Annotated in this window: 11 protein-coding genes; 6 read left to right on the plus strand and 5 right to left on the minus strand. The window is 36.7% G+C overall.

Features of this window, described 5'->3' with window-relative positions; translation table 11 throughout:
* Positions 1 to 82: 82 nt before the first annotated feature.
* On the minus strand, positions 83 to 541 hold the full coding sequence (locus Q0983_RS11875) for a GAF domain-containing protein (RefSeq protein ID WP_299553297.1): 459 nt from the start codon (positions 539 to 541) through the stop codon (positions 83 to 85).
* Between the two features lie 140 nt (positions 542 to 681).
* On the opposite strand from Q0983_RS11875, the gene xrtF reads away from it, so the two are divergent.
* The 6 genes from xrtF to Q0983_RS11905 all read left to right on the plus strand — a co-directional run bounded on the left by xrtF (position 682) and on the right by Q0983_RS11905 (position 5,685).
* Positions 682 to 1,233: an exosortase family protein XrtF gene (gene xrtF / locus Q0983_RS11880; protein WP_299553300.1), complete on the plus strand. Its 552-nt coding sequence runs from the start codon at positions 682 to 684 to the stop codon at positions 1,231 to 1,233.
* Entirely contained in the window at positions 1,226 to 1,654 is a 429-nt protein-coding gene (locus Q0983_RS11885; protein ID WP_299553303.1) for an exosortase F system-associated protein, read from the plus strand. The genes xrtF and Q0983_RS11885 overlap by 8 nt, the downstream gene beginning before the upstream one ends.
* Before the next feature lie 95 nt (positions 1,655 to 1,749).
* Complete coding sequence (locus Q0983_RS11890) at positions 1,750 to 2,121, plus strand: hypothetical protein (RefSeq protein WP_299553306.1); 372 nt, start codon at positions 1,750 to 1,752, stop codon at positions 2,119 to 2,121.
* 104 nt (positions 2,122 to 2,225) lie between these two features.
* A complete protein-coding gene (locus Q0983_RS11895; RefSeq protein WP_299553309.1) occupies positions 2,226 to 2,924 on the plus strand; it encodes a MauE/DoxX family redox-associated membrane protein in 699 nt (232 codons plus the stop codon).
* 36 nt (positions 2,925 to 2,960) lie between these two features.
* Positions 2,961 to 5,198: a TonB-dependent receptor gene (locus Q0983_RS11900; protein WP_299553311.1), complete on the plus strand. Its 2,238-nt coding sequence runs from the start codon at positions 2,961 to 2,963 to the stop codon at positions 5,196 to 5,198.
* A 94-nt stretch (positions 5,199 to 5,292) separates the two neighbouring features.
* Positions 5,293 to 5,685, plus strand: coding sequence for a heavy-metal-associated domain-containing protein (locus Q0983_RS11905; protein WP_299553313.1), 393 nt, complete (start codon positions 5,293 to 5,295; stop codon positions 5,683 to 5,685).
* Positions 5,686 to 5,763: 78 nt separating this feature from the next.
* Here Q0983_RS11905 and Q0983_RS11910 read toward each other — a convergent pair whose 3' ends face one another.
* The 4 genes from Q0983_RS11910 to secG all read right to left on the minus strand — a co-directional run bounded on the left by Q0983_RS11910 (position 5,764) and on the right by secG (position 9,072).
* Positions 5,764 to 6,408 carry a DUF6090 family protein gene (locus tag Q0983_RS11910; RefSeq protein WP_299553316.1) on the minus strand — a complete coding sequence of 215 codons (645 nt, stop codon included), beginning with the start codon at positions 6,406 to 6,408 and terminating at the stop codon, positions 5,764 to 5,766.
* A gap of 118 nt (positions 6,409 to 6,526) precedes the next feature.
* Positions 6,527 to 8,161 carry a chaperonin GroEL gene (gene groL, locus Q0983_RS11915; RefSeq protein WP_299553319.1) on the minus strand — a complete coding sequence of 545 codons (1,635 nt, stop codon included), beginning with the start codon at positions 8,159 to 8,161 and terminating at the stop codon, positions 6,527 to 6,529.
* Positions 8,162 to 8,262: 101 nt separating this feature from the next.
* Positions 8,263 to 8,541 (minus strand): co-chaperone GroES, encoded by a 279-nt coding sequence (locus Q0983_RS11920; protein WP_299553322.1) that lies wholly within the window; start codon positions 8,539 to 8,541, stop codon positions 8,263 to 8,265.
* A gap of 168 nt (positions 8,542 to 8,709) precedes the next feature.
* Positions 8,710 to 9,072, minus strand: a complete 363-nt coding sequence (gene secG / locus Q0983_RS11925; RefSeq protein ID WP_299553328.1) for a preprotein translocase subunit SecG — start codon at positions 9,070 to 9,072, stop codon at positions 8,710 to 8,712.
* Between the last annotated feature and the right edge of the window lie 78 nt (positions 9,073 to 9,150).

The raw sequence follows: 9,150 nt of genomic DNA on the forward strand, positions 1-9,150 counted from the left end.
AATTCCAAAAAAAAGAAATCCCAAAACCCAAAATGGAATTCTGTAAAACGCCTGGAATTTGGATTTTGAAATATTGGGGTTTTCAAGAAAGTATTTTAGAAACTTTCTTGGTTACAAACTCTAAAAACCGTCCGTCTGCTTCAGTAAAGGGGTCTGGTGTGTTGGAGTCTATGTCTATTTGTCCAATATTTTCGCCATTTACAAAAATAGGGATGACTATTTCGGCTTTCACCGTGATGCTACAGGCAATGTAATTATCTTGAGCTGATACATCAGGCACTACAAAGTTTTGGTTGCTAACAGCTACTTGTCCGCAAATCCCTTTACCAAAAGGAATCACAGTATGGTCTGTAGGTTCCCCTACATAAGGCCCTAAGATAAGTTCTTCTTTCTCACCATTTCTAAAATAAAACCCAACCCAATTGTAGTAGTCAATATGTTTTTCAAGCAATTTGCAAACCTGTAATAATCGTTCATTAACAGATTTATTATCGTCAGAAAGTATAGTTTCAACCTGCGGCTTTAGTTGTTCAAAAATCATATTTAACTCAATTTGGGGCAAAAGTACATGAATTTTTTGGTTTGTAAATTCACAAAAATAAAATGCAAAATTTAGTTTTTACAGAAGAAAAGTATTTAAAAAGGTGTAATTTCGACATCCGGATTCGTAAACATATTTTTTTGAAAGCACTTCTTATAAAATATAAAGCTGTAGTTAAGTTTATCCTGACGTTTTTACTAGTGTACATTGGATTTTCACTGCTTTACAGTTGGTATTTGGATGTATCGGACGGGTCTAAGTATTATCCGGATTATATGACGCATTTGGTGTCTAAACAAACCGATGTAGTTTTAAATACTTTGGGCTACGATGTAAAAATGCAGCCACACCCTGATGAGCCTTCTATGAAAGTGATTGTTAACGGTACTTATTTAGCCAGAATTATTGAAGGCTGTAATTCGGTTAGCGTTATTATTCTGTTTGTATCGTTTATCATTGCTTTTTCTGAAAAGTTTAAAACCACGTTTTTATTTTTGTTTGCAGGCAGTGTGTTAATTTATACCGTTAATTTATTGCGTATTGTTTTACTGACTGTTGGGTTGTATCATTACCCCGGGCATTCGGATTTTTTACACTCGGTTGTTTTTCCGGCCATTATTTACGGGATGGTATTTTTACTTTGGGTTTTTTGGGTAAAGCGATTTTCTAAAAAGAAAAAGACACGTGAATAGGCTAACTAAATACATATTACTTTTTGTCCTCTTTGGGTTACTGGTTTTAATAAGGGGTTTTGAAGATGTATTATTCTACGATCCGTATTTGGTGTTCTTTCAAAACGACTATTTATATATAGACAGCCCCAGGCGAGAAGTAGCCAAATTAGTCGCATTTACCACGTTTCGCTATACTTTGAATACGGTTATTTCTCTGGCCATTCTGTATGTTGTTTTTAAAGATAAAGGCATTATTAAATTTTCAGTTCTTGTTTATGCGTTGGCATTTGTAATATTAATTATGATCTATTTGTATTTCGTGGTGAACCCGAAACAAGAAGATTATTATATGTTCTTTAATGTGCGCAGGTTTTTAATTCATCCGTTAATTTTGCTGTTGTTACTGCCTGCGTTTTATTACAACAAGCTTAAAAAGTAATGTTAATCATTTGATAAAAAAGTAGGCAGCGTTTAAAGGTTTTGTACCTTTGTAAGGTGATTAAGCAGTTATTACATAAAAGTTTCTCAGTGTTTATGGCTTCGTTGGTGTTGTTTTCAACACTGTCGTTCACTATTGAAAAACATTTCTGCGGCGATGTTTTAGTAGATGTTGCAGTTTTTACCGAAGTTGAAAAGTGTGCTATGGAAGCCGAAGAAATAGCTCTGGAGAATATCACGAAAAAACCTTGCTGTAAAGATGAAATTGCTGTTGTTGAGGGCCAGAACGAACTGATCAAATCCTTTGATGATTTAGATGTAGATCAACAACAATTTATAACTTCATTTGTATATTCCTATATTAATCTTTTTGAAGGAGCACCTGAAAAAGCGGTACCTCATAAAGATTACTCACCACCTAATTTGGTCAGGGACATTCTTGTGTTAGACCAGGTTTTCTTGATTTGATAAAATAGTCTTTTTTGTCATTCCCGCGAAGGCGGGAATCTATGGTCCAATAACTCCCATTTGATATGGGAAGACAAAAGATTATTAATCAAATTTAATTTAAAATGAAACATATATATACAGTTACAGGTATGACCTGTAATGGTTGCAAAGCTTCGGTTGAAGAGGCTTTGAGTAAACTTCCGGACATTAAGAAAGCTTCAGTTAATTTGGAATCTTCCGAAGCTGTATTGGAAATAAATAATGCCATTTCTTTAGAAAGATTACAGGAGGCACTTTCGGATAAATATACCATTTCGGAAAAGAAAGAAGTTGTTGTGGCCAAAGAAAAATCAGAATTACAACAACTCTTTCCGTTATTCCTGATTTTCGGATACATTATCATAACCAGTGTCCTTTTAAACTATGAATCCTGGAATACAGACAGTTTTATGCTGGATTTTATGGGGCTTTTTTACATCATCTTTAGCTTTTTCAAACTATTGGATCTAAAAGGCTTTCCGCAATCGTTTAGAATGTATGATCCGTTAGCTAAGGTCATGCCCATTTACAGTTGGATATATCCTTTTATAGAAGTAGCCCTGGGGCTTATGTTTTTAATGCGCATTGAAATTCCTTTGGCATTAGTGGTTACATTGATCATCTTAGGAATTACCACCATTGGCGTTACAAGAACATTACTGAATAAGAAATCGATCCAATGCGCATGTCTGGGTACAGCCCTAAAGTTGCCCATGACTAAAGCGACTTTTATAGAAAATAGTGTCATGATTGTTATGGCCCTTATTATGCTTTTAAAGTAACAATAAGCGTCACTTGGCTTTATAAAAGAAAAAATAATGAAAAACATATTATATATATTATTAATGCTTCCACTTTTATCACTATCACAAGATAATATAAGCGGGATGATCATGGAAGCTAATGACAAGAATGAACACATTGGTTTGGCCGGTGCCAACGTGTATTGGTTAGATACTACCATTGGAACGGTAACCGATGTTGATGGTAAATTCACCTTGTCTTATTCTAAAGCGTATACCAAACTGGTGATCAGTTACGTAGGTTTTAAAACAGATACTATAACCGTTACAGAACCTAAAATGATCCATCATTGGTTACAACCTTCCGATAATTTGGACGCTGTTACTGTAAAATCAAGGAAGCAATCCACGGCTAAATCCTATTTAAAAGCACAGAATGTATTGACCGTGAGTAGTGATGAATTGTTAAAAGCGGCTTGTTGTAATTTATCTGAAAGTTTTGAAACTAATCCGTCTATTGATGTTAATTTTTCAGATGCTGTTACAGGAACCCGGCAAATAAAAATGTTAGGGCTTACCAGTCCGTATATCTTAATTGCAACGGAAAACATTCCCTCTATCCGAGGGGCTTCTCAGGCTTTCGGATTGAGCTTTATCCCGGGAACCTGGGTGGAGAGCATCCAAATTACCAAAGGTGCCGGAAGCGTAGTGAATGGTTACGAAAGTATTGCCGGGCAAATCAATGCAGAGCTTGTTAAGCCTTCCACAGATGACAGGTTGTTTGTAAATGCCTATGCTTCTGTGAATGGTCGATTAGAACTTAATACACACATCAATTCAGACGTAGGGGATAAATGGGATACAGGTTTGTATATTCATGGAAATTTGCGTGATAAGAAGTTTGACAGAAATAATGATTCCTTTTTGGATATGCCTTTGCAAAAACAAATCAATATCATGAACCGTTGGCAATATACAGATCCTGAAAAAGGCCTGGTGTCGTTTATTAATCTAAAATTTTTAAATGATGAAAAACAATCGGGTCAACTTGATTTCAACCCCAATACAGATAAGCTGACAACGAATAGTTGGGGTAGTGAGATTGATACCAGGCGTTATGAGATTGCTACTAAGTTAGGCTATGTGAATCCGGAGGTGCCATGGCAAAGTTTAGGGGTGCAAACGGCTTTTAGCAGTCATACCCAGGAATCGTATTTTGGATTGAATACTTATGATATCACCCATAATAGTTTATATGCCAATGCTATTTATAACTCGATCATTAGTGATTCGCGCCATAAAATAAAAACAGGGGTGAGTTATACGTATGACCATTACGATGAGTTAGTAAATACCGTAGATTATGAAAGAACCGAAACTTCAGTTGGTGGGTTTTTTGAGTATTCGCATGACAATTTGGAACTGTTTAATTTAACAGCAGGTATTCGTATTGATTACCATAACTTATTGGGAACATTTATTACCCCAAGGGTGCATGCACGTTATTCGCCGTGGAGTAAGTCGGCGTTCAGGGCTTCTTTTGGAAGAGGGAAGCGAAGTGCGAATATTTTTGCTGAAAATCAAAAATTGTTTGCCACATCCCGTAGCATTGTTATTGATGATGTTGGAGGTAATATCTATGGCCTGGATCCGGAAATTGCATGGAATTATGGCGTGTCGTATCTACAGGGGTTTAACCTTTTTGGAAAAAAGGCTGATATCACGGTAGATTATTACAAAACCGATTTTAAAAATCAGGTGGTTGTGGATTATGAAAATCCGTTAGAGGTCAGTTTTTATAATTTGGAAGGCAAGAGTTATGCTGACAGTTTTCAGGCTGAGTTTAATTATAATGCTTTTGAAGGCTTTGATTTGCGAATGGCCTATAAATTTTACGATGTTAAAACGGATTATAAATTGGGAACATTCGCAAGGCCGCTAACACCTAAACACCGGTTTTTTACCAATGCTGGTTATGAAACACCTTTAACTGAGGAGGGTAGTCGCTGGAAGTTTGATGCTACGTTTAACTGGTTAGGGGAACAACGGTTTTCATCTACGTCCACTAACCCGGTTCCATATCAATTACCTGAAAATACGCCAACGGTTTCAACGCTAAATGCACAAATAACTAAGGTGTTTTCTCCTAAATTTGAAGTATATTTAGGTGGCGAGAACATAACGGATGTAAGGCAGCCAAATCCAATTTTGGGTGCTGATGATCCGTTTGGAGCAAATTTTGATACCACCTTTGTATACGGCCCCATTTTTGGAAGTATGTATTACGTCGGTTTAAGATTTAAAATAGAATAGCATCTGTCATTCCCGCGAGAGCGGGAATCCACATAAAATAAAAATACGTTGAATTAGATTTCCGTTTTCACGGGAATGACAAAAGAAATTTAGAATGAAAAAATTATTAGTAATAGCATTAATGCTAACAGGAAGCATAACATTTGCTCAAAACAAAAACGCCAAAGCTACAACAGAAGTAGACGGTGTTTGTATGATGTGTAAAGCACGAATTGAAAAGGCGTGTTTGAATACTAAAGGGGTTAAATTCGCCCAATGGGATGTGAAGACGCATCAATTAAGCCTGGTTTTTGATGAACGTAAAACCAATTTAAAGACGATTGAATCCAGTGTTTTAGCTGCAGGCCATGATGTCAAGGAGGCCAAAGCCACTGATGAGGCTTATGCTAAAGTACATGCGTGCTGTAAGTACAGAGATGAGGATGTAAAAGGAGCCCATAAGGAAGAAGAGCAACATGAAAAAGGTGACGGACATCACCATCATTAGGAAGACAACATTATTAATAGAAAGCTCAAGCCAAAAGTTTGGGCTTTTTTGTTGTTTCTAAATGATATAACTTAAAACTTAATATTTGTTTAAAACCACCAGTAAACTATCACAACTTTTAATACCCCTTTCGGTCGCTTCCTTTTTAATACCAAAAGACCCGTTCATACTTTGTAGAATGTTTTTAAGGAGCGCTTCGTTATTAAATCCAAATTGCCCCTGCCTCATAACGTCATAATCGGCATGATTGATCAGGTAATTTCCTAAATATTCCTTATGAATGGTTTCCTGTCTGGAATAATCTTTTAAAATGGATTTGTAATTGGAGTAATGTTCTTCAATAGCCGCTTTTAATTTAAAATCATCAATAAGTTTAAAATCACCTGAATTGATCATGGTTTGATAGGTGATATCTTTTGGGTGAAATTCAGAAAGGGTAAAGGAGCTGAACAGCTTTTGATGTGATTTTAATTTTTCAGGAACGTCTGTATTTATTAACGGGATAACTTCGTTTAGGGCTTTTATTTTATTGCTAATAGCTTCGAGATTTTGTTCCAGATGTTGTTTGTCAACTTTGATGTCTTCTTTTAAATTCTCTAAATATTGCGTTTTTTGAGCATCATTCTTTTTTACTTCAGCACATTTGTTCAAACTAAAAGCAATGGAGATACCAACGATGACAATAAATATTTCTCCAAGGGCATAACGCAGTTGTTTTTTCATCCTGAATTGATTTGTTTAAAACTATGAAATATTAAGGAATAAAAAAACGCTTCCAATTCCGGAAGCGTTTTTTAATAATATAAATGACTGCCCAGGTATTACACCGGGTTGTGCGTTATTACATCATGCCTGGCATACCACCACCGTGCGCATGACCACCCATAGCAGGTGCTTCTTCTTTAATATCAATTAAAGCACATTCGGTAGTTAGGATCATACCGGCTACAGAAGCGGCATTTTCCAAAGCAATACGTGTTACTTTCTTAGGGTCAATGATACCGGCTTTAAGCATATCAACATATTCCTCAGATTTGGCATCGTAACCAAAATTTTGATTGCCTTCCAAAACTTTATTGATCACTACAGAACCTTCGCCACCGGCATTTTCAACAATAGTACGTAGTGGTGATTCTATAGCTTTATTTACTATTTGAACTCCTGTAGTTTCGTCTAAATTCTCAGTAGTTAAGGTTTCTAAAACAGCTTTAGCTCTTACAAAAGCAACGCCACCACCAGCAACAATGCCTTCTTCAACGGCTGCTCTTGTAGCATGTAAAGCATCATCAACACGGTCTTTCTTTTCCTTCATTTCAACCTCACTGGCAGCACCCACATAAAGTACAGCAACACCACCGGCTAATTTAGCTAAACGCTCCTGAAGCTTTTCTTTATCGTAATCAGATGTGGTAGTTTCAATCTGAGATTTAATTTGGTTTACTCTGGCTTTAATAGCTTCAACATCACCGGAACCGTTAACAATAGTGGTATTGTCTTTATCAACAGTTACGGTTTCAGCAGTTCCTAACATGGTTAAGTCCGCATTTTCTAAAGTAAATCCTCTTTCTTCGGAAATAACAGTTCCACCGGTTAAGATGGCGATGTCTTCTAACATGGCTTTACGTCTGTCTCCAAACCCGGGTGCTTTAACAGCAGCAATTTTTAAACCGCCGCGTAACTTGTTCACTACTAAAGTAGCCAAAGCTTGTCCGTCAACATCTTCAGCAATGATCAATAACGGACGACCTGATTGAGCAACTGGCTCTAATATTGGAAGGATCTCCTGTAAGTTTGAGATCTTTTTATCAAATAATAAGATGTATGGATTTTCTAGATCGGCCACCATTTTATCAGAATCCGTTACAAAGTAAGGTGATAAGTACCCTCTGTCGAATTGCATTCCTTCAACAACGTCAACATAAGTTTCCATACCTTTGGCTTCTTCCACCGTAATAACACCTTCTTTACCAACTTTTTCAAAAGCTTGCGAGATTAATTCTCCAATGGTGTCATCGTTGTTTGCTGAAATAGCAGCCACCTGCTTGATTTTTTCCGAAGAGTTCCCAACTTCCTGCGATTGACTTTCTAAATCGGCTGTAATGGTTGCCACCGCTTTATCAATACCGCGTTTTAAATCCATTGGATTAGCTCCGGAAGCTACATTTTTTAACCCTTCTTTAACGATGGCTTGCGCTAAGACAGTAGCCGTAGTGGTACCGTCACCGGCCAGGTCGTTAGTTTTAGATGCTACTTCTTTTACCATTTGAGCCCCCATGTTTTCGTGCTCATCTTCTAACTCAATTTCTTTCGCCACAGAAACACCATCTTTAGTTACCTGAGGAGCTCCAAAGCTTTTAGAGATGATTACATTTCTTCCTTTAGGACCTAAGGTCACTTTTACTGCATTTGCCAATGCATCCACACCACGTTTTAGACCGTCGCGTGCTTCAATATCGAATTTTATATCTTTTGCCATAATGTGTTTTATTTTGTCGTTCCCGCCTTTCTACTATCGCTCAAGATAAACTTCAGTGGGAATCTATTTAATTATAGTTGATTTTTGTTATTTGGAATTTGCTATTGTACAATAGCTAATATGTCACTTTCCCGCATGATTAAATAATCGTTGCCTTCCAGTTTTAATTCTGTTCCGGCATATTTACCATATAAAACGGTATCACCAACCTTAACAGTAATAGGGTCGTCTTTAGTGCCGGGTCCGGCAGCTACAACGGTTCCTCTTTGTGGTTTTTCTTTTGCGTTATCCGGGATAATGATCCCCGAAGCTGTAGTAGTTTCAGCGGCAGCAGGTTCTATAACAACTCTGTCTGCTAATGGTTTAATGTTTAAGCCCATTTTCCTGTATAGTTTTTATTAAATTGATTTATTTTAACGCTTTAGCGTTATGCTAAAAATGTGCCAATACTTTTGAACTGACAAACTTGCAGACCTGTCCACCAAATAGGAGGAAATAAAAAATGCCAACGGTTTAAGTTGGCATTTTTTATTCTTTTATAATCATACTTACTGACCGGTTGTGTCAGCCGGTGTAGTATTGTCATTAGCCGGTAATGGTGTAGTATTTGCATTAGGTAATGGCTGCGTTGTCTGGGCATCGGTATCCAATGCTTTAGAATCTACATTCCCTTCACCTCTGTTTATAGCTACGTTTGAAGCTAAAACTAACACCAACAAAAATGTTGCTAAATACCAGGTGCTTTTATCTAAAAAGTCGGTAGTCTTTTTTACACCGCCTAATTGTTGTGAGCCACCACCACCAAATGTAGAAGATAGTCCGCCACCTTTAGGGTTTTGTACCATGATAACTACTACTAGTAAAAATGCGACTACAACAATTAATACTAAAAATATTGTAAAACTCATTATTCTTTATTGTTTTGTTCTTGTAATTGTTCTACTGCCTTAATTTGGTTTGCAAAGAAACTACTTTTTTCTGGATATTTC

This window comes from Seonamhaeicola sp., from assembly GCF_028281565.1.
Classification (GTDB): domain Bacteria; phylum Bacteroidota; class Bacteroidia; order Flavobacteriales; family Flavobacteriaceae; genus Seonamhaeicola.

Bases quoted from the DNA above. Each gene is read 5' to 3' on its own strand.
- Q0983_RS11875 (WP_299553297.1), bottom strand. From the start codon at position 541: ATGATTTTTGAACAACTAAAGCCGCAGGTTGAAACTATACTTTCTGAC.
- Q0983_RS11890 (WP_299553306.1), top strand. From the start codon at position 1,750: ATGGCTTCGTTGGTGTTGTTTTCAACACTGTCGTTCACTATTGAAAAA.
- Q0983_RS11895 (WP_299553309.1), top strand. From the start codon at position 2,226: ATGAAACATATATATACAGTTACAGGTATGACCTGTAATGGTTGCAAA.
- Q0983_RS11900 (WP_299553311.1), top strand. From the start codon at position 2,961: ATGAAAAACATATTATATATATTATTAATGCTTCCACTTTTATCACTA.
- Q0983_RS11905 (WP_299553313.1), top strand. From the start codon at position 5,293: ATGAAAAAATTATTAGTAATAGCATTAATGCTAACAGGAAGCATAACA.
- Q0983_RS11910 (WP_299553316.1), bottom strand. From the start codon at position 6,408: ATGAAAAAACAACTGCGTTATGCCCTTGGAGAAATATTTATTGTCATC.
- groL (WP_299553319.1), bottom strand. From the start codon at position 8,161: ATGGCAAAAGATATAAAATTCGATATTGAAGCACGCGACGGTCTAAAA.
- Q0983_RS11920 (WP_299553322.1), bottom strand. From the start codon at position 8,541: ATGGGCTTAAACATTAAACCATTAGCAGACAGAGTTGTTATAGAACCT.